An 18,387-nucleotide genomic window follows, 5' to 3' on the forward strand; every position below is an offset into this window, starting at 1 on the left:
GCTCGTCCCTTGGCGTCGGGGAGTCGAGGTTCGCGCTGGACGGGGCGGTTTGGGCGCTTCAGCCTCTCCGCCCCCCCCCCGCCCCCCCCGCCCCCCCCCCCCGGCCCCGCGGTTCTGTCGCGTCACGGCACGGACGAAAAGCGCGCACGATCGCCCGCCCGGGCCCGGGCCGGGCGAAACGGCCCGGGCCCGGTCCGGGATCAGGGGGTCAGTGGCGGCCGTGGGCCCTCGTCGGAGCGGGAGTCGGGCCGCGGCACGTCCTCGTGGTGGTGGATGACCTCACCCTGCACGATCTTTCCGTCCGGCCGGTGAATGCGGGCCTGCTGAAAGGCGTCGGAGAAACTGCCGGGCGATGCGGTACGCATCCGGCGTTCCAGCGAACGCTCGGCGTACCGCCCGAGCAACGAACGGACCTGCGGCACCAGCAGCAGCAGTCCCGCCACGTCGGAGAGCGGCCCCGGGACCATCAGCAGCAGCCCGCCGAGCATCAGGAAGCCGTTGCCCCCGCCGCCCGAAGGGGTCGTCCGCCCGGTGGTGTCGGCGCCGGGCTGCCCCGGCGTCCGCTGAAGGGTCTCGGTGAGGCTGCGGAAGGCCCGTCGGCCGGCCCGCTTCACCACCGCCGCGCCGAGGACGATCCCCGCCGCCAGGAGCAGCAGCACGGTGAGCCCGCCGGCCACGTCGGCCACGACGGTGAGCAGCCAGATCTCCAGCACCGCCCAGGCCGCGACGGCGAGCGGGACGAAGGTGCGGGCGCGTGAACGCTTCGGGGCGGTCGGGGACGGTGTGCCAGTGCCGGTCGTCATGGTCCCCAGTGTGCCCGTACGCGCGTCCGAGCGGTGTACGGGGGTGAGAACGCCGACCGGACGCGAGCGGCGCGGTCCGCCGGATCCGGGTCCCGGCCGCCCCGGATCAGGTGGTCCTGCGGCCGAGGACCCGGTTCGTACGGGTGGCGACACCCCAGGAGGTGACCCGCCACAGCGCCTCGACGACGATGTCGCGGCTCATCTTCGAGTCGCCGATCTCTCGGTCCACGAACGTGATCGGGACCTCGACGACGTGGAATCCGGCCTCGACGGCGCGACGGGCCAGGTCGACCTGGAAGCAGTAGCCCTGGGAGGCGACCCGCTCGAGGCCGATGCCCTTCAGGGTCTCGGCACGGAAGGCCCGGTAGCCGCCCGTGACGTCCCTGGTCCGCAGTCCGAGGACGATCCGGGAGTAGGTGCTGCCGCCGCGCGAGATCATCTCGCGGGACTTCGGCCAGTTGACCACCCGGCCGCCCGGCACCCAGCGGGAGCCGAGCACCAGGTCGGCGCCCTTGAGCGCGGTGAGCAGCCGGGGCAGTTCCTCGGGCTGGTGGGAACCGTCGGCGTCCATCTCCACGAGCACGCCGTACCCGCGTTCCAGGCCCCACTGGAAGCCGGCGCGATAGGCGGCCCCCAGCCCTTCCTTGCCCTCGCGGTGCAGGACCCGGACCTGTTCGTCCTCGGCGGCGATCTCGTCGGCGACCTTGCCGGTGCCGTCGGGGCTGTTGTCGTCGGCGACCAGGACGTCGGCCTCCGGCACGGCGGCGCGCACCCGGCTGACGATCGGCTTGATGTTCCCGGCCTCGTTGTAGGTCGGAATGATCACCAAGGTTCTGCCGAGCGGGCCGTATCGCCTCTGACCGCCGTCGTTCACTTACTGCCCCTTCAGTCCGTACGCAGATGCACACCATATCCAGCGTCCGGGGGCCGCACGCCGACGTGGTCGGGCACCCGCGAGCACCGCCGCGGACGGACGGAGGGAAGTACCGGACAGAAAAGTACGGACGGGACCAAAACATGGGCGGGACCGCGGACGGTGCCTACGGATGGGGGCCCGGCGCCCTTCGGGCCGACCTGGGACCCGCTGGCTGCGGGTCGACCGAGAGCCGTTGTCTACTGAACGTCCGGGCCCCACCCGGGTCGCACCCCCGCCCGGCGATGCCTTCCCTCGCCACCGAGGCGCGGGCGCTGAACCTGGCTGTCAGTGGTGGCGCGCCGGTACGGCACACCACCCCGTGACCCAGCGGCGTTCGACGACTGCATGGAGGTTCGACCGGTCGGGCGTCCTGTGGTGGACCCGGCCGAACCTACCGGCCGGTGGGCGCTTTCTGTCAATACCCCCCTGACCAGCGACGTTCATGGAACTTGCCTGGTCAGTCGCGGAGATCCGCAGGTCGTGAAGGAACGCCGGAACCCTCGGTCGACGGTGCGGAATGTCCGCACGTCACTCGTTCGGCCGTACGTAGACCGTTTGTCCGAAGACCACCGTCCGCAGGCAGACCGGGAGTTCGGCGCCCGGGGTGAGATCCGGCAGTCCGGGGGTGCCCGACCTCGGGTCGGTCGACCAGCGGGCGACCCGGTCGTCCGGCGCCTGGACCACGAGGCCGCCGGTGCGCCAGACCGCGTAGTCGGCCGGGGCGCCGGGCACGAGCGTTCCCGCGTCGTCGCGGCCGACGGCCCGCCAGCCGCCCCTGGTGTGGGCGGTGAAGCCCGCGCGCACGGAGATCCGGTGCTCGGGCGTGCGGTGGAAGGCAGCGGCCCGGACGGTCCCCCAGGGGTCCAGCGGGGTCACCGGGCTGTCCGAGCCGAACGCCAGCGGCACACCGGCCCGCAGGAGCGCCGCGTACGGGTTGAGGGTCCTGGCCCGCTCCGCGCCGAGCCGCCGCGCGTACATGCCGTCCTTCCCGCCCCAGGCGGCGTCGAAGGCGGGCTGCACCGAGGCGGTCAGGCCCAGTTCCGCGAAGGCGGCGACGGTCTCGGGGGTGAGCATCTCAGCATGCTCGACACGGTGCCGGGCGGCCCGGATCCGGGCGAGACCGAGCTTCTGGGCGGCGGCCCGGACGCCCTCCACCACGGCGGAGACCGCCGCGTCGCCGATGGCGTGGAAACCGGCCTGCAGTCCGGCCTCGGTGCAGGCGGTGACGTGGGCGGCGATCCGCGCCGCGTCGAGATGGGCGGTGCCCGTGTGCCCGGACGCGCCGTCGGCGTACGGCTCGTGCAGGCAGGCGGTGTGCGAGCCGAGCGAGCCGTCGACGAACAGGTCCCCGGCCGCGCCGACCGCGCCGAGTTCCCTGACGCGGCGGGCGTCCTTCTCGTCGGCGATCTCCTCGGCCCAGTAGCCGAAGACCCGCGGGCCGCTCTCCTCGGCGGCCAGTCTCAGCAGTCCGGCGAAGTCCTCCTCGTCGGAGATGTGGGGGCCGCCGCACTCGTGGACGGTGCCGATGCCGAGGGAGGCGGCGCGGCGCAGGGCGGCCCGCTGGGCGTCGGCGCGCTGGCGCGGGGAGACGGCTCCGTGGGCCGCGGCGCGCACCGCGTGGTGGGCTGCGTCCGTCAGCGGGGCGTCGGGGTGGTGGCCGGGCAACGAGGTGATGCCGGGGACCAGATCCAGCAGGGCGGTGGTGACGACCGCGGAGTGCACGTCGACACGGGGCAGATAGACCGGCCGCCCGCCCGCGGCGGCGTCGAGTTCGGCGCGCGACGGCGGGCGCTGCTCCGGCCAGCGCGTGGCGTCCCAGCCGTGACCGAGGACCACCCGGTCGGCGGGGTGCGCGGCCACGTACGCGCGCAGCAGGCCGAGCGCCTCGTCGAGGGTCCGGGCGGCGGAGAGGTCGAGCCCGGTGAGCGCCAGGCCGGTCGCCGTGGTGTGCACATGGGCGTCGGTGAACGCGGGCGTGACCAGGGCGCCGTCGAGGTCGATCACCTCGTCGACGCCGCTCGCGAAGGCGTCGGCGGCCCCTTCCGAGCCCACCCAGGCGACATGGCCGCGTTCGACGACCATGGCGGTGGCGAAGGGGTCGGCGGGGCTGTGGACGTCTCCACCGCGCAGCAGCACGGTGCGGTGTTCGCTCTGGGGGGCGGTGCTCTCGGTCATGGGACCAGTCTCGCGCCTGGCCGGAGCCGCTCCGCCCGCGACCCCCTCGGAGCCTGGCGGGAGACCTTCGACCGGGCGGCCACTCCCTGGCACGCACGCCTCCGGCGTTGCCGAAAACGCCCCGAACGCTCAACTCCGTTCGAGCAGGGGAAACCCATCCGAGGACATCCCGGCGCCTTGGAATCGCACGCGCCATGCCGCGTCCGCTTGCCGGTGGAAGGCCACCCGGCGGTCCCTCAGATCTTCGGGGGCCGGGCCTCGTACGGCGTGGACAGGACGACGGTGGTCCGGGTGGAGACGCCGGCCAGCGAGCGGATCCGGGTGAGCAGGTGCTCCAGCTCCAGGGGGGCCGCGACCCGCACCTTGAGGATGTAGTTCTCGTCCCCCGCGACGCTGTGGCACGCCTCCAGCTCGGGGACGTCGGCGAGCCGCTCGGCGATGTCGTCCGGAGCGCTCGGGTCGAAGGGTTTCACCGAGATGAACGCGGTGAGCGGCAGGCCCACCGCCTCGGGGTCGACGACCGCGGCGTAGCCCCGGATCACTCCGCGCTGCTCCAGCCTGCGGACGCGCTGATGAACGGCCGAAGTGGACAGGCCCGTGGCCTTGCCCAGGTCGGTGTAGCTCATCCGCCCGTCCTTGACGAGCAACTCAACGATCTGTCGGTCCAGCTCCTCCATGCGGTCAACCTATTGCCCGGGCGTCTCCAGGAACAGCGGTGAGGGCCCCGGAGCGGCACCTGCGGCAGGCATGTGACGAACGCCACAGGATTACGGCTGGGTAGCGCGCCACCTCGCGGTTACGGCCGACGCGCGACGGGAAGTGCTTGCTGTGGTCCAGGCCATGGCGCCTGAACGGGCCCACCCGAGGGGGGAAAATTCCCATGCAGAGCCTGAAGCTCACTGAACGTTTTGAACCGGATTCCGTCGGTCCGGACGAGGACGCGGCAGCCGACCCGTACGACATGTTCGAGATGTACCGGGTGATCTGCCCGGACTGCGCGCAGCCGATCGCGCTGCTGGCGGACGAGGACGTGCTGCCGGAGCACGCGCTGTGCCCGACTCCGTGGAACCCGTTCGTCCTGAAGGTCTGCTCGGGGACGGGCCGCGCGGTGTCCCGGACGCGGCCCGCGGACGAGTCGTCCGATCTCCAGGAGCAGGAGACCGGAGTGCTGTTGACGCTCCCTCAGGGACTCGACTGGAGGATGCAGCCGTTCTCGCACGCCGGTGGTCCCGGCTCGCGCCCGATGCGGGCGCCGCGGATGCAGCGCGAGGCCGCCTGAGACGGCCCCCGCCCCTCGCGGTACGGCCCGGCGGGCGTCCGGGCCCGCCCGCCAGGGGTCACGCGTCCGGACCGCAGGCCGGGGACCCCGCCGCGGCACGGTCCGGCGCCGCCCGGGCGCCGCCCGGGCGCCGCCCGGCGAAGGAGCCGCCCGCGGGGAGAACCACACGGGGAAGGAGCCCGCCCTCCGGGGGAGAGCCACCCGTGGAAGGGGCGAACGGGCTCTCGAATCGGTCGGACAGTGACCCGGGCCCGCTCCTCGACGTTGGCCGGGTATGCCCCGCCGCACACGACGGCCGGTACCGGTCGTCGTCTCGCCGCTCCTCACCGAAGAATCGGTTCCGCAGCCCGGTGCGCGGACGCCGCCGCACTCCGCCGACCCGCCCGTCTTCCGGGCGCTGCTGCGTCATCGGGAGCGCACCGGGCGGACCCTGCCGGGTCGGCGGGACCAGGAGTGGAACCGGATCACGGCGACGCCCGTGTGGTCGCAGCGCCCGCTGCCGTTCAGCGGGTCTCGGGGCCCGCGAGATGGCGGGCGATGACCATCCGCTGGATCTGGTTGGTGCCCTCGACGATCTGCAGCACCTTGGCCTCGCGCATCAGCCGCTCCACGGGGAAGTCGGCGGTGTAGCCGTAGCCGCCGAGGACCTGGACGGCGTCGGTGGTGACCTGCATCGCCGCGTCCGTGCAGAACAGCTTGGCCATGGCCGCCTGGCGCGAGAACGGCTTGCACTCGTCGCGCAGCCGGGCCGCCTCCAGGTACAGCGCCCGGCCCGCCTCGATACGGGTGGCCATGTCGGCGAGCATGAACCGCAGGCCCTGGAAGTCGGCGATGGGGCGGCCGAACTGCTGTCGCCCGGTGGCGTAGGCGACGGCCTCGCTCAGGGCCGCCTGGGCGACGCCGATCGCGCAGGCGGCGATGCCCAGGCGTCCGGAGTCCAGCGCGGACAGGGCGATCGTGAAGCCCTGGCCCTCGTCGCCGATGCGCCGCGCGTCGGGGACCCGCACGCCGTCGAAGTTCAACTGGGCGGTGGGCGAGCCCTTCATGCCCATCTTCTTCTCGGGGGCGGCCGCGTTCAGCCCTTCGGCGTCGCCGGGAACGAGGAAGGCGGTGATGCCGCGGGCCCCCTCGCCGCCGGTGCGCGCGAGGACCGTGTAGAAGTCGGCGATCCCGCCGTGGGTGATCCACGCCTTGGTGCCGGTGACGACCCAGTCGTCGCCGTCCCGGACGGCCTTGGTGCGCAGCGAGGCGGCATCGGACCCGGAGGCGGGCTCGGAGAGGCAGTAGGCGCCCAGCAGGCCCCCTCCCAGCATCGCCGGGAGGTGCGCGTCCCGCTGCTCCTCGGTGCCGTATCCGGCGAGCGCGTGACAGGCGAGGGAGTGGACGCTGACGCCGAGGCCGACAGTGAGCCGGGCGGCCGCGAGCTCCTCGAGAACCTGGAGGTAGACCTCGTACGGCTGGTCGCCCCCGCCGTGGCCGGAGTCGTAGGGAAGTCCGAGCAGTCCGGACTCGGAGAGGAGCGTGAAGACCTCCCGCGGGAACCGGCCCGCTTCCTCCTCCTCGGCCGCCCGCGGCGCGATCTCCCGCTGGGCGATGTCACGGACGAGGGCGAGCAGTTGCCCGGCCTCCTCGGTCGGCAGACGGCGTTCCACCGGGTGCGGGGCACGGTCGGACATGGTGCGCTCTCCTCCCTGTCGGGCATTGCGACGGTCGCGCGCGAGGGGTGTGGGCCGCGCCGCCGGGGGCTTTCGGACAGCGCCCGAGGGGGCACTGCCACCCAACCGATGCCGGTCCCCCGGATTACGAGAGCTGCTGGCCAGCGGCTGTGGCGGCTTGAGTATGCCCGATCGGACGATATCCGTCACGGGGTCGGCGGGCGACTCGGAGACGGGCGGAGCGACCACCGGATGTGGTCCGAACCATTCACCCAACTGGACTAGTCCACCTACGGTTTCACCCGGACCGGCATTTTCGCGTTCATGCCAAGCTCCCGGAAGGGTCGGACTCCCACCGCTTTCCCTCCCCCACGAGGAGACGAGCCCCGACAGGCTCCGGGAGACGTCCGCCACTCGGAGGGCCGGACACGAGCCGCGCGCCCGGGCCACCCCGTCCCCCGGCCGCGAGGTGCGCCCCGGCCGATTCGCCAGCACTGGACCACCGTGGCGGCCCACCTGCGCCAACGGGCATGATGGGCACGCCGGTTCCACACGCCCCGGCATGCCGGGCGTCCCCGTCCCACGGGCACCGGAGTCCGGGAGGTAAGGGCGTGTCACGCCAGGTGCTCACCGTTCGCAGCCGACGGGACGGGCGACTGCGTCGCCCTCGCACAGGCCCGTACCGGAGCGGTCGTCAGCATCGCACACGGGCCGTACGAGGAGAGTGTGACCGTGGCGGCCTCAGGGTCCGGAGCGCCGCGACGGCCCCGGGGAAGTGAGCGGTGGGACCGGTGAAGGGCGCCGTGGCCTCCCACAGTCGATCGCCCACCAGGCGACGGTAGTTGAGGTCACCCTTCAGGATGGTGAGCGTGGCGCTCGCGAACTCGCCACGAAGGCCCTCGGGCATCTCCCCGTACGGCAGCGGCGCAGAAGAACGGGTGGGTGCGGACCTCCAGGCTTCCCGCTGCCATGGCCTTCCACTGTCGGCCGCCGATCCGGCCGGCTTCGCCGGGCGCCTCGGCGAGGCGGCGGAGACAGTCGACGCCGACCACGGCGGCACGTCCACCGGCCGCGAACTGTGTCGGCCACACGGTGTTCGAGCCGCTGGCAGACCAGGAGAACACCCCATGCGCCGGATCTTCGTCGACTGCGGCGCCAACCTCGGAAACCGCAACTGGACCACCCTGACGAGCGGCGTGCCCATCCACGACGTGTCCCGCCGACTCGGACATCGCTCGATCAAGGTCAGGGTGGACCAGTACGGCCACCTCGCGCAGGACGGCCAGGAACGCTGCCGTCAGGCCGTCGAGACGGCCGTGGGGACGCACATGTTCACAGCAGGCCCAGCGACCGCAGCGCGCGGTGCTGGCTCGGTGCCGGCTCAGCGGGCCAGTAGATGTAGCAGACGCCGCCCGTACCGCTTCTGACCTTGCCGTTCGCGTCGTAGCGCTTGGTGCGCAGCCAGATGTTCTCCAAATGGGAGGGCGCCGCTTACCACGCGGCGCCCTCCCGCACAAACATGCAGGTCAGAGAAACGGACTACGTGAGGCAAATCGAGCGAAGACGCGCTGGTGCTGACCTGGTGCTGACTTCCGCTGGCGTCCGTTCCGGTCCGTTCGGGTGCGTCGTGCTGGATCGGTGCTGACTCCGGGGCCCTCGTCGCGACGCAGACGTCCACCCGCTTGGTGCGACCGCCTTTCCTCACTACCGTCCTCGCGAGCACCTGAAGCAAGCGTAGAGGAACTGTTTGTGAGTGAGCCGATGTGGGACGTCAAGGCGCTTGCCGTCTATCTCGGGAAGCCGGCTTCTTGGGTGTACGACAACCATCTCAAGGAAGAAGTGCCAAGCTTCCGCGTAGGCCAGCAGCTCCGATTCTCTCCGGCGGAGATTCGTCAATGGCTGGAAGAGCGATGCCGAATGATTGCATGAACGTCATCGCATAAGGAGACGGCTCGCGGCGAACACCCTCGAGCGCTGACGCCATAGGTCCTGAACAGCGCGACGCAAGACCGGCATCGCCCGACACCTGAAGCGGCCCTCCGCGCGCAGCGCATGCAGCACAATGACGTTCAGCCGGGAAGGCGCGAAAGCACATCCGCGGCAAGTAGGTAGGCACGACGGAGCGGGGCGGGTACGGCATGCGGATAGTACGAGTCGTCGGTGTGCACGGAATCGGGCAGTCGAAGACTTCCCGGCGACAGCTGATCCTTGACTGGAGCCGGGCGATCCGGCGCGGCATCGACTCGCTGCCCGACGCAGACGCCTGCGCGACGTCCCTTGAAGTGCCGCACTGGACGGCGCTCCTGGCGAAGGGGACGGACCACCTGGGTCCTGAGGACAACCTCCTCGGTGAGTCCGCGCCGATAGAGCCGGCGGAAGAGGAGTTCCTCGCCGAGGTCTTCGCCGATCTTGTGCGGCCCGAGGACGTAGCCTTTGCCGAGAGCCAGCCCGTGGCCACCCTGGGACCGCCCAAGATGTGGTCGCCGCGCCTGACCCGGCTGGCGATGGCCTACGATCGCCGTTTCCCGGGCGGTGGCGCTCAGTTCCTCGTCGAGCGCATGCGGGAGGTGCGCTACTACCTCACGAAGCCGGACCTGGCCGCCAAGGTCCGGGCGTTCGTCCGTGACGAGTTCAACCTGGACACCACCGTGGTCATAGGTCACTCACTCGGCAGCGTCATTGCCTACGACCTGCTCCTCCACCGGGAGGTCAGTGCCACGGGCACGCCCGGCCCCGCCGTACACACACTGGTGACCTGCGGTTCGCCTCTGGGCATCCCCGCCGTGCGGCGGCTCATGGGAATCACCGACGGCACGCCGCTGCAGCTCGACTCGCACATCAGGTGGGTCAATGTCTTCGACCCCGACGACTTCATCACCGGGGGCGCGGGACTGTCCGCCGTTGCGTCGGGACTCACCGAAGCCCAGGTGGACAACGGCATTGGCGACCCACACGCCGCCCTGCGCTATCTCCGCACTACGCCGGTGGCCCGCGCCGTGGTGGGCGGCCGACAGTGACCCGCGCGCCAGCCCAAGACACCTCCGCCCGCCGCCTCGTCGTCATCGCGGTCTCGGAGTACGACGACGGCACCGCGGCCGATCAGGAGACGTTCGGCAAGGCGATCACCGCACAGGTGACGGCGGTGAAGGACTGGTGGGCACACCCCGGTCTCGACGACGCCCGCCGTTTTGAGCCCTCCGAAGCCAAGCAGCTACACGATCTGCGTGACCTGCGCACCTTCCTCCTGGACGAGGACCTCGGAAGCGCGGAGGACGACGCCCTCGTCGTCTACATCACGGGGCACGGCTTGGCCCCAGAGAACTCCCCCCAGCACTTCCTGCAACTGCCTGATACGTACGAGAGCAGGCCGTACGCCACTGCGTTCCCGACTGCCGAGATCATCACCACGTTGCTGGACTCCCATGCCTCGCACGTCCTGGTGATGGTGGATTCCTGCTTCTCAGGCCGACTGGAGGCCGAACTCAAGACCACGCTGAAAGGCCTGCGGCAGGAGCGCCGCGCCCTCGCCTCGCTGGTCGTACTTGTCGCCGGGAACGACCAGAGCAGGCCTCGCCTGAACGCCTTCGCCAACGTTCTGCGGGCTGTGCGCGCACACTGCCAGGACCAGAGCAACGGCTTCGCCGAGCCGCATCTCAGCTGGCAGGACTGGAAGAGCATCGTCAGCGAGGTGTTCGACCAGAGCACCATGGCCGACTAGAGTACATTCCACCGCCCCGCGCCCGATCTGTCGCATTCGCTCCAATCGTGGGATCCTCCTCCAGGAGCACGTCCCCCGCAGAGCCGCTCTCGATGCTGCTGCCAATCGCAGTCAGCGCCGCTACTCCCAGCAGGGATTCGCTGCTCTCAGTGCCCTCGCGGCTACCCAATGCGGCGAAGCGCTTGACGTGCATGCTCTCAGGCAAGCAACCTGAATCGCTGATGAGGTGTGGCCCCCCCGTTACCGTCTTCGCGGCTCCGCAATGGGGCCTCCGGCCTTCGGGCCCGGCATGACTTACGTTCGGCTCTGTTCCGTAGTCGGTGGTGACGGCAGGTAACTGGCGTCGTTGACGTTGTATGCGAGATGCCAACTCCCTTGTGGCAACTGTGTTTTCAGGGCTATCAGCACTGGTCATCGATGATGTGGCGGACGACGGCGAGGTGATCCGGGTCTTGGCCCGGACCAGGGATGTTCCCTTTCCCTGCCCTATGTGCGGGGTGCCGACGGGGAAGGTGCACGGATACCACGTCCGGACGGTTGCGGATGTGCCAGTCGATGGCCGCCAGGTCGTGGTCAACGTCCGGGTACGACGTCTGGTCTGCCCGGTCCTGGGCTGCCGACGGCAGACCTTCCGCGAGCAGGTCCCTGGGCTGATCGAGCGCCTTCAGCGCCGCACCACGCTTCTGACCAGCCAGGTCTCGGGGGTGGTCAAGGAGTTGTGCGGCCGGGCTGCCGCCCGGCTCACCCGGACACTGGCCGTGCCCGTCTCGTTCGCCACTGCCCTGCGGGTGCTGCGGGGAATCCCCCCGCCGGCGGTTCGGATCCCGCGGTGATCGGGGTCGATGACTTCGCCCTGCGCCGCCGTCACCGCTACGCCACGATCATCATCGACGCCGAAACAGGCAAGCGCATCGATGTCCTGCCCGACCGCGAAGCCGCCACATTGGAGGCATGGCTGCGAGGGAAGAAAGGGATCGAAGTCGTGTGCCGGGACGGCTCGGCCACCTACGCCGAGGCGATCCGCCGAGCCCTGCCTGACGCGGTGCAGGTCAGCAACCGCTGGCATCTGTGGCGGAACCCGTGCGACAAAGCCCTGGCCGAGGTCCGCGCCCACGCTCCCAGCTGGGCCGCCGTCAACCCGCCCCGGCCCGGCGGCGTCCGCGAGCAGACCACCCGCGAGCGCCGACACAAAGTCCACGCCCTCCTCGACTCCGGCGTCGGCCTGCTCGACTGCTCCCGCAGACTGAACCTCACCCTGAACACCGACAAGCGCTACGCCCGCATCCCCGAACCGCCCGCGCTACCGGCCCACCCTGGTCGCCCCCTAGCGCGACCACCTGCGCCGACGCCGGTCCGACAACCCGGCTGTTCCCGTCACGCACCTCCTGCACGAGATCAGGGAACTGGGCTGTACCGGCAGCGCCAACCTGCTGGTCCGCTACCTCAATCAGGGTCGCGCCGAAGGCGACCGCCCTGTGACGACCCCCCGCCGCCTCGCCCAGCTCCTACTCACCCACCCCGAACACCGGTGGACTAGAGACACCGACTTGCTCGGCCTCCTCACCGCAGCGTGCCCGGAGATGACTGCACTCGCCCGGCTCACCAGCGAGTTCGCCGCGCTCCTGGCCCCGGCCCAGGCCAACGACGACAAGCTCACCCAGTGGATCGCCACGGTCCGCACCGCAGGCCTGCCCCACCTGCACAGCTTCTGCAACGGCCTCGAACTCGACCGCGCCGCCGTGAACGCCGGCCTCACCCTGCCCCACCACAACGGCCGGACAGAAGGCGTCAATACCCGAACCAAGAAGATCACGCGGCAGATGCACGGCCGAGCAGGATTCGACCTCCTCCGTCACCGCATCCTCCTGCAATAAGGAGAACGCACCGTCACCACCGACTACGGAACAGAGCCGCTCGTTTGACAGACCCGCCCTCCGCGCTCCCGCCGAAACCGGAAACCGGCCCGACGACGGCAACGAACCGCCGCTCTGCGCAACCCCCGTCCGCTGACGTTGCCGTCAACTACTGCCGTCACGCCGCACTGAAGCCCTGCCAGGCAGTGCCTGGCAGGGCTTCAGATTTGCGTGCGCACGTGAGCTACTGGCTCCCGATGGACTCGCGGAACCGCCGCACCTGAGAGATGGTCGTCGACCACTCAGAAATTTGGTTCCCGTCCTCGTCAACCAAACTCCGAGCCTCCACATGTCGCCAAGGCTCTTGCGGATTGAACTGTTCTTCGAGGCCATCCAGGAAGATGATCGAGTTTTGCACGTAGACATCTTCCCCTTCTCGGTAAATAGGCCAGCAGAAGACGAAGTTAGCGGTCTCCGGGTCCGCGATTGAAGAGATGAGGCACGAGGTCGAATCCTTGCTCGCCTCAAGCTCCCTCAGGGCTCTCTCCCAACTTCGAGAGTAGTCACCCACCGTCCAGAAGCTCAGGTCCATCGGGAATGATTCCGAGAAATCCCCGACTGTGACCCGGCCAGTGGCCTCGGAAGGCGACGAGACGCCATCTTCCAAGAAGGGATCGCCGATCACTTCGATCGCGAATCGATTATTCCTTGAGATAGTTGAGGTCTGGGTCATAAGTACCGATCCGTTGCCCCTTGCGGTTGAACATCTTCCAGCCGTCCGACACATTATGCCCGTCAACGTCGGGCGTGATGTAGTTCTTCCCGTTCGAGAAGACCACCTGACCATGTGAATCGAATGGAGCCTTTTGCGCAGGAATTCTCGTTCTGTACCCAAGGGCTCCCGCCCTGTCCCTTAGAAGTCATCTCATTTGGGCGACTCGGTATTCTGTGAGTCATGGTGGGGATCGTTGAGCGGCTGGTGCCGGACGAGTTGTGGGAGTTGTTCCAGCAGGTGGTGCCGGAGGCGCCGTCGCGGCCGCAGGGCGGTGGTCGGCGTCGGCACGGTGACCGGGAGGTGCTGGCCGCGATCGTGTTCGTGGCCACGTCGGGTTGTACCTGGCAGCAGCTGTCTTCGGCGTCGTTCGGCCCGTCCGGAGCGACCGCCCACCGGCGGTTCTCGGAGTGGTCGAAGGCCAGGGTGTGGGCCAGGCTCCACCGCCTGGTCCTCGACGAACTCGGTGCCCGCGGCGAGCTGGACTGGTCGAGGTGCGCGATCGACTCGGTGAACATGCGGGCCTTGAAAAGGGGGACCTGACAGGTCCGAATCCTGTCGACCGGGGCAAGTACGGGTCGAAGATCCACCTGATCACCGAGCGGACCGGTCTGCCCATATCCGTCGCAATCTCCGGTGCCAACCTCCACGACAGCCAGGCCCTGGCCCCTCTCGTGAAGGGCATACCGCCCATTCGCTCCCGCCGAGGCCCCCGCCGACGCAGGCCCGGCAAGCTCCACGCCGACAAGGGCTACGACTACCGCCACCTGCGACAATGGCTGTCACGACGCGGAATTCGGCACCGCATCGCCCGCAAGGGCATCGAGTCCTCGCAGCGGCTCGGACGGCACCGCTGGACCATCGAGCGCACCATGTCCTGGCTCGCCGGCTGCCGCCGACTCCATCGCCGCTACGAACGCAAGGCCGACCACTTTCTGGCCTTCACCAGCATCGCCTGCACCCTCATCTGCTATCGCAGACTCGCCAAATGAGATGACTTCTAAAAGTATTCGTTGCCCTCCAGGCCGACGACCCGGTCTCCCTGGCCGGGATCACCGACCTGCTGCGTCGGCGGAACGAAGTCAGCGTTCTCTTCGATGCCTACCCGGGTGAGGCGGACGGGCCGGTCGTTCCCGATGTGATGGTCGTCGTGGCCGATGCCATCGACGAGAAGACGCTGATTCGTCTGCGCCACATCCAGCGCACCAGCACCTCACGCACCGTCCTGGTCACCACGGACATCGACGAACAGAAGCTGGTGAGCGCCGCCGAGTGCGGTGTCGCCGGTGTGGTCAGGCGCCCCGAAGCAACCCCGGAGCATCTGGTGCAGGTCATCGGGACGGTGGCGCGGGGCGAGGGCCATCTCCCGTCCGACCTGCTGGGACGACTGCTGGAGGAGGTGGGCCGCCTCCAGGGGCAGGTGCTCGGCCCGCGCGGCCTGCACTTCACCGGTCTCGCGGCACGCGAGGTGGATGTGCTGAGGCTGGTCGCGGAGGGGTACGACACCGCGGACATCGCGACGAAGCTGGCCTACTCCGAGCGCACCATAAAGAACGTGCTCCACTCGGTGATGACCAGGCTCCAGCTGCGGAACCGGTCGCACGCGGTGGCGTACGCGATGCGCCAGGGGCTGATCTGAGCCCACCCGCGCGGGGGGCGTCAGCCGCCAGCCACCCGCACCAGGCTGGCGGCTGGAATGCACAGCTACCGGCGGCAATCTCTCGGCGCGATAGCCACACAAAGCGCCCGCCGACAATCCTCTTTCTCTTAACCATTTGGCGCGGCCGGAATCATCGACTACAACACCACCTACGGCAAACAGTCTAACCATCAGGAATGACGTAGAGGCAGGTGAACGAGTTGGCTCAGATAATCGACCAGGGCCCTGGCGCGTCACGCAAGCGGTGGACCGTCCGATACAGGGAGCCGGGCGGGCGCACAGCGCGGCAGCGGGAGAAGTCGTTCGATCGGAAGAAGGACGCGGTCGACTTCGCCACCAAAGTAGAGAACGACAAGCGCGAGAACATATACGTCGACCCCAGTGCCGGCAAGGTCTCGTTGCGCTCGTATGCCTCGGATTGGCTTGCGAAGAAGACCGCTTCTGCTGGAACCCTCGAGTCCTACGAGCGCATCCTCCGCCTCCATATCGTCCCTCACCTGGGGCGCAAGATGATCTCCCAAGTCACTGCAGGGGACATCGAGGGCCTGTACGCGCGTTGGCACCGGGAGGGGGCAGCTCTCAATACCATCGAGTCCCGCCACATAGTCCTCTCGGCCCTCTTCTCGCACGCTGCACGCCACAGGCAGATCAGCGGCAACCCGGTGAAGCAGGCCGAGAAGTTGGAGAATCCTGTCATCCCTGTCGATGACAGGAGTCTTCCCAGCTTCGACGAGATAGCAGCCCTGGCTTACGAGATCGACCCTCGCCTGTCTCCGGCTATATGGCTCATGGCCTGTTGCGGACTCCACATAGGAGAATCCCTTGGCGTCTTCCCCGAAGATGTTCGCGGCGGCACTCTGCGAATAAGGAGGCAGGTGATTCGCTACAAGGACGCGGACGGAAAGTACACACCCCGATACGCCCCTTTGAAACACCGAAAAGAAGGCGAGTGGCGCGATACACCCGTACCTACTTCCCTTCAGCCTTTCATCGGCGGACTTCCGGTCCATAACGCAAGCGGCGGCCTGCCGTACCCCGACCTCCTCCGCAAGTCGTGGGACCGGGCCATCAAGCGACTCGGGCTGCCCGAATACAATCCGCACGATTTGCGACACAAGTGGGCCACCGTGACCTTGACGAGCGGCGTATCCATTCACGAAGTGTCACGCTGGCTCGGTCATCGCTCGATCAAGGTCACGGTGGACAAGTACGGCCACCTCACTCAGGACGGCCGGGAACGCAGCCGCCAGGCGGTCGAGGCGGCCGTCGCACCGCACATGCTCACAACAAGCCGAACGACTTCAGAACCCGGTGCTGGCTCGGTGCTGGCTTAGCCGGCCAGTAGAGGTAGCAGACGCCGCCCGTACCGCTTCTGACCTTGCCGTTCGCGTCGTAGCGCTTGGTGCGCAGCCAGATGTTCTCCCATTCGCGGCGCCGGTAGACCCGGCGGACCGCCTCGTTGTCCGGTGAGGCCGGGTCGTTGGCGATCACGTCGCCGTCCGCGGTGAACCCGATCACGGTCATCAGGTGGCCGGACGTCCCGTACCCGGCGCCGGCCAGTTCCTCCTCGAGGAAGGACTGCGACGTGATGACCGGGATGCCCGCACGGATCAGGGTCTCCACGTCCGTGAGCGAGCCGAGCCGGGTCACCACCGCGCCCATGTCGTCGTACGTCGCGGCGTAGGCGGCGTTGAACGGCCAGTTGCCGCAGCCCTCGTACTGGTAGTCGTACGTGAAACGGGCGGCGTGGCAGACCTGCGGGTCGGCCAGACCGGGCTCGACCCAGGCGAGGTCCTCGGGGGTCGGACGGCGGCCCCAGTACTCGATGATCATCTGGGAGGACGTGGGACTGCACCACGCCTCGCCGCCGTTGTCGTACTCCGGGTACTGCCCCGCGTGGATGTTCTGCGAGTAGCGCGGCACGAGCAGTTCCCCGACGAGGCCGGGAGCGCTGGCGGGCACGGTGAAGCGGTCCGGGATGTCGGACGCCATGGCTCCGAGCCGCCACACGGTGGGCGTGCGACGGGTGCCCGGGGCGCGGTGGAGGGTGAGCCGCAGTCGGTAGGAGACCAGCCGCAGCCCGCTCGCCGCGTCGTCCACCGAGAAGGTGTCGGTCCAGACGGAGCTCCTGCCGTCGCCCTGGTCGTCGACGGAGGTCCGGCGGATGTCGCCGTCGCCCGAGGCCCAGCGGCCCATCACGTACCACGGGGTCCAGGTGGCGTCCGAGTAGCGGCCCTGGAGTTCGATCTGTATCCAGGTGCCCTCGGGGGTGTGCGCGTTCCAGGAGGCGATGACCTCGGTCGCCGGGACGGCCGACCGGTGCAGCGGCGAGGTCCAGGTCGCGTACTCCCAGGCGGAGGTCCGGCCGGTGTGCGGGTCGGTGTAGTCGGTGCGGCTCTCGGGGCGGCCGATCACCAGACCGGGGCGGCGGCCCGCGACGGCGCGGGTCCCGGCGCCGAAGCCGCAGCGCCAGTCGGTGTACGTGTGCCAGAAGTGGTTGTCCACGGGAGAAGCGGCTGCCGAGGGGGCGGCGGCGGACGGAGCGGTGGCGGCGTGCGCGACGGCGGACGGCACCGTACCGGCGGCGGCCGCCGCGAGGGCGGCCGTCAGCACGGTCCTGCGCGAGGTCGGTCTGTTCATGGGCGAGACCCCCGGTCGTGAGCTCGTGGACGGAATGCGGTGGCGGGTGCACGACAGTGCGCCAACTATCGCGGTTCGCGGCCGGATCCGGCCAGCGTTACGACACCCCTACGGCAACCAATATTGGTCTGGACCACTGGCGTGACCTGCGACGGTCCCGGACGCGCGCCACGGATGCCCCGGACAGGCTCGTAGGCTGGGCCCATGAACGACCTCTTGCCCCTCGCCGCCCGGCTGCGCGCCCTGGCACCGTCCTGCGGGCCGGTGCGGCTGGTCGCCGTGGACGGTCACGCGGGATCGGGGAAGAGCACCTTCTCGTCCCGCGTGGCCGCCGCGCTCGGCGACGCCCCCGTGCTGCGTCTTGACGACCTGGCCACCCACACATCCTTCTTCACCTGGACGGACAGGCTGCGGGAGCAGGTGATCGAGCCGCTGTCGCGCGGCGAGCGCGCCCATTACACGCCATACGACTGGACCGCCCGGACGTTCGGGGCGCCGCGCACCCTGGACCCCGCGCCGGTGGTCCTGATCGAGGGCGTCGGGGCGGGGCGCCGCGCCCTGCGCCCGCACCTGGCGCGGCTGCTGTGGATGGAGCTGCCCGCCGCGGAGTCCTGGTCGCGCGGCCGCCGCCGGGACGGGCCCGCCCTGTCCGCCTTCTGGGACGGGTGGACGGCCGCCGAGGTGGAGCACTTCTCGACCGATCCCTCGCGCCCCCACGCAGACACCGTGGTACGGCAGTTGCCGATGGGCTACGCGTGCGCGCAGGGCCCGCGCCCGACAGCGGCGACCGACCGCTGAGTCACGGACGGTGACCGGGGCGCGCCGCCGTATCAAGTGCTGAGAAATGGGCCCGGATGGCCCCAACTCGGCTTGACCGGAGGGCGGTACAGGTCTTACGTTCTCAATGTGCGGCTTT

Annotated in this window: 16 protein-coding genes and 3 pseudogenes; 9 read left to right on the top strand and 10 right to left on the bottom strand. The window is 69.6% G+C overall.

What is annotated here, in order from left to right:
- Nucleotides 1-200: 200 nt before the first annotated feature.
- The 4 genes from fxsA to ACGF2V_RS27485 form a co-directional block, all read right to left on the bottom strand.
- Nucleotides 201-803 carry an FxsA family membrane protein gene (gene fxsA / locus ACGF2V_RS27470; RefSeq protein ID WP_362710913.1) on the bottom strand — a complete coding sequence of 201 codons (603 nt, stop codon included), beginning with the start codon at nt 801-803 and terminating at the stop codon, nt 201-203.
- 106 nt (nt 804-909) lie between these two features.
- A complete protein-coding gene (locus tag ACGF2V_RS27475; protein WP_362710916.1) occupies nt 910-1,677 on the bottom strand; it encodes a polyprenol monophosphomannose synthase in 768 nt (255 codons plus the stop codon).
- A gap of 570 nt (nt 1,678-2,247) precedes the next feature.
- Nucleotides 2,248-3,894 (bottom strand): amidohydrolase, encoded by a 1,647-nt coding sequence (locus ACGF2V_RS27480; RefSeq protein WP_362710919.1) that lies wholly within the window; start codon nt 3,892-3,894, stop codon nt 2,248-2,250.
- A 236-nt stretch (nt 3,895-4,130) separates the two neighbouring features.
- Nucleotides 4,131-4,571, bottom strand: a complete 441-nt coding sequence (locus tag ACGF2V_RS27485; protein ID WP_073790285.1) for an Lrp/AsnC family transcriptional regulator — start codon at nt 4,569-4,571, stop codon at nt 4,131-4,133.
- 203 nt (nt 4,572-4,774) lie between these two features.
- Here ACGF2V_RS27485 and ACGF2V_RS27490 point away from each other — a divergent pair, with 203 nt between their 5' ends.
- Nucleotides 4,775-5,173 (top strand): hypothetical protein, encoded by a 399-nt coding sequence (locus ACGF2V_RS27490; RefSeq protein WP_362625496.1) that lies wholly within the window; start codon nt 4,775-4,777, stop codon nt 5,171-5,173.
- Between the two features lie 503 nt (nt 5,174-5,676).
- On the opposite strand, the gene ACGF2V_RS27495 is transcribed toward ACGF2V_RS27490, so the two are convergent.
- The 3 genes and pseudogenes from ACGF2V_RS27495 to ACGF2V_RS27505 all read right to left on the bottom strand — a co-directional run.
- On the bottom strand, nt 5,677-6,849 hold the full coding sequence (locus tag ACGF2V_RS27495; RefSeq protein WP_362710922.1) for an acyl-CoA dehydrogenase family protein: 1,173 nt from the start codon (nt 6,847-6,849) through the stop codon (nt 5,677-5,679).
- Nucleotides 6,850-7,567: 718 nt separating this feature from the next.
- Nucleotides 7,568-7,871 (bottom strand): annotated as a pseudogene (locus tag ACGF2V_RS27500) (ARMT1-like domain-containing protein); the annotation flags it as partial.
- Nucleotides 7,872-8,160: 289 nt separating this feature from the next.
- Nucleotides 8,161-8,301, bottom strand: a pseudogene (locus ACGF2V_RS27505) (peptidase C39 family protein); the annotation flags it as partial.
- A gap of 276 nt (nt 8,302-8,577) precedes the next feature.
- Between ACGF2V_RS27505 and ACGF2V_RS27510 the strand changes: the two are divergent.
- From ACGF2V_RS27510 to ACGF2V_RS27525, 4 genes and pseudogenes are all read left to right on the top strand, one after another.
- On the top strand, nt 8,578-8,757 hold the full coding sequence (locus ACGF2V_RS27510; RefSeq protein WP_362710925.1) for a helix-turn-helix domain-containing protein: 180 nt from the start codon (nt 8,578-8,580) through the stop codon (nt 8,755-8,757).
- 209 nt (nt 8,758-8,966) lie between these two features.
- Nucleotides 8,967-9,845, top strand: coding sequence for a hypothetical protein (locus ACGF2V_RS27515; RefSeq protein WP_362710928.1), 879 nt, complete (start codon nt 8,967-8,969; stop codon nt 9,843-9,845).
- The gene (locus ACGF2V_RS27520; protein ID WP_362710931.1) at nt 9,842-10,546 is read left to right on the top strand and encodes a hypothetical protein; all 705 of its coding nucleotides are present in this window, start codon (nt 9,842-9,844) and stop codon (nt 10,544-10,546) included. The genes ACGF2V_RS27515 and ACGF2V_RS27520 overlap by 4 nt, the downstream gene beginning before the upstream one ends.
- A gap of 386 nt (nt 10,547-10,932) precedes the next feature.
- Nucleotides 10,933-12,420 (top strand): annotated as a pseudogene (locus ACGF2V_RS27525) (ISL3 family transposase).
- Between the two features lie 223 nt (nt 12,421-12,643).
- Here the strand turns inward: ACGF2V_RS27525 and ACGF2V_RS27530 are convergent.
- Together ACGF2V_RS27530 and ACGF2V_RS27535 are read right to left on the bottom strand one after the other, a co-directional pair.
- The gene (locus ACGF2V_RS27530) at nt 12,644-13,132 is read right to left on the bottom strand and encodes a hypothetical protein (protein WP_362710933.1); all 489 of its coding nucleotides are present in this window, start codon (nt 13,130-13,132) and stop codon (nt 12,644-12,646) included.
- Complete coding sequence (locus ACGF2V_RS27535; protein ID WP_362710943.1) at nt 13,101-13,277, bottom strand: toxin C-terminal domain-containing protein; 177 nt, start codon at nt 13,275-13,277, stop codon at nt 13,101-13,103. The genes ACGF2V_RS27530 and ACGF2V_RS27535 overlap by 32 nt, the downstream gene beginning before the upstream one ends.
- A gap of 77 nt (nt 13,278-13,354) precedes the next feature.
- Between ACGF2V_RS27535 and ACGF2V_RS27540 the strand changes: the two genes are divergently transcribed.
- From ACGF2V_RS27540 to ACGF2V_RS27550, 3 genes are all read left to right on the top strand, one after another.
- A protein-coding gene (locus ACGF2V_RS27540) for an IS5 family transposase (RefSeq protein WP_392913441.1) occupies nt 13,355-14,163 on the top strand; the annotation gives its coding sequence in 2 pieces (ribosomal slippage) (nt 13,355-13,703 and nt 13,703-14,163; 810 coding nt in all).
- Between the two features lie 149 nt (nt 14,164-14,312).
- Nucleotides 14,313-14,810 (top strand): response regulator transcription factor, encoded by a 498-nt coding sequence (locus tag ACGF2V_RS27545; RefSeq protein WP_362710945.1) that lies wholly within the window; start codon nt 14,313-14,315, stop codon nt 14,808-14,810.
- A gap of 212 nt (nt 14,811-15,022) precedes the next feature.
- Entirely contained in the window at nt 15,023-16,165 is a 1,143-nt protein-coding gene (locus ACGF2V_RS27550; protein WP_362710937.1) for a tyrosine-type recombinase/integrase, read from the top strand.
- Here ACGF2V_RS27550 and ACGF2V_RS27555 read toward each other — a convergent pair.
- A complete protein-coding gene (locus ACGF2V_RS27555; protein WP_362710939.1) occupies nt 16,113-17,471 on the bottom strand; it encodes a peptidase C39 family protein in 1,359 nt (452 codons plus the stop codon). The genes ACGF2V_RS27550 and ACGF2V_RS27555 overlap by 53 nt on opposite strands.
- A 204-nt stretch (nt 17,472-17,675) precedes the next feature.
- On the opposite strand from ACGF2V_RS27555, the gene ACGF2V_RS27560 reads away from it, so the two are divergent.
- Nucleotides 17,676-18,269, top strand: a complete 594-nt coding sequence (locus ACGF2V_RS27560; protein WP_362625465.1) for a hypothetical protein — start codon at nt 17,676-17,678, stop codon at nt 18,267-18,269.
- The last annotated feature ends 118 nt before the right edge of the window (nt 18,270-18,387 follow it).

Origin of the sequence: Streptomyces sp. NPDC047982, from assembly GCF_043204165.1 — a bacterium.
Taxonomy (GTDB): domain Bacteria; phylum Actinomycetota; class Actinomycetes; order Streptomycetales; family Streptomycetaceae; genus Streptomyces.

Excerpts from the sequence above, each read along its gene's own strand:
- fxsA (WP_362710913.1), bottom strand. The coding sequence starts at position 803 with ATGACGACCGGCACTGGCACACCGTCCCCGACCGCCCCGAAGCGTTCA.
- ACGF2V_RS27480 (WP_362710919.1), bottom strand. The coding sequence starts at position 3,894 with ATGACCGAGAGCACCGCCCCCCAGAGCGAACACCGCACCGTGCTGCTG.
- ACGF2V_RS27555 (WP_362710939.1), bottom strand. The coding sequence starts at position 17,471 with ATGAACAGACCGACCTCGCGCAGGACCGTGCTGACGGCCGCCCTCGCG.
- ACGF2V_RS27485 (WP_073790285.1), bottom strand. The coding sequence starts at position 4,571 with ATGGAGGAGCTGGACCGACAGATCGTTGAGTTGCTCGTCAAGGACGGG.
- ACGF2V_RS27495 (WP_362710922.1), bottom strand. The coding sequence starts at position 6,849 with ATGTCCGACCGTGCCCCGCACCCGGTGGAACGCCGTCTGCCGACCGAG.
- ACGF2V_RS27560 (WP_362625465.1), top strand. The coding sequence starts at position 17,676 with ATGAACGACCTCTTGCCCCTCGCCGCCCGGCTGCGCGCCCTGGCACCG.
- ACGF2V_RS27490 (WP_362625496.1), top strand. The coding sequence starts at position 4,775 with ATGCAGAGCCTGAAGCTCACTGAACGTTTTGAACCGGATTCCGTCGGT.
- ACGF2V_RS27530 (WP_362710933.1), bottom strand. The coding sequence starts at position 13,132 with ATGACCCAGACCTCAACTATCTCAAGGAATAATCGATTCGCGATCGAA.
- ACGF2V_RS27545 (WP_362710945.1), top strand. The coding sequence starts at position 14,313 with ATGGTCGTCGTGGCCGATGCCATCGACGAGAAGACGCTGATTCGTCTG.
- ACGF2V_RS27515 (WP_362710928.1), top strand. The coding sequence starts at position 8,967 with ATGCGGATAGTACGAGTCGTCGGTGTGCACGGAATCGGGCAGTCGAAG.